This is a genomic window from Paraburkholderia phymatum (assembly GCF_038900715.1).
Classification (GTDB): Bacteria; Pseudomonadota; Gammaproteobacteria; order Burkholderiales; family Burkholderiaceae; genus Paraburkholderia; species Paraburkholderia phymatum_A.
Genome location: NZ_JAYMRZ010000118.1, coordinates 1 through 255 on the forward strand (window position 1 = coordinate 1; position 255 = coordinate 255).

General features: G+C 65.1%; 1 protein-coding gene. It reads left to right on the forward strand.

The annotated features are described in order from the left end of the window. Window positions 1-49: 49 nt before the first annotated feature. Window positions 50-255 (forward strand): hypothetical protein (locus VSR68_RS42670; RefSeq protein ID WP_342945394.1); only part of this gene is annotated, 206 nt, incomplete at its 3' end.

The window sequence follows — 255 nt, forward strand, 5'->3', positions numbered from 1 at the left end:
GTGCGGGCCGATCCGGCATGCAGCGAAATCCCCGACCAGCGCGCCACAGATGCTCGAGGTGTTCCCGCAAAGGCTCACCGCCGCAGTGGATGTTACGGCCGACGCGCCGATCCAGGAGGTCTTCGCGCGTCTCGCGCAGGATGCGTCGCGCACACACATGATCGCCACGGCCATCCGTGAGCAATACGCGCAGGGACGCAATGTGCTGGTGCTCACCGAGCGCACAGACCATCTCGAAAGCCTTCAGCAGGTCCT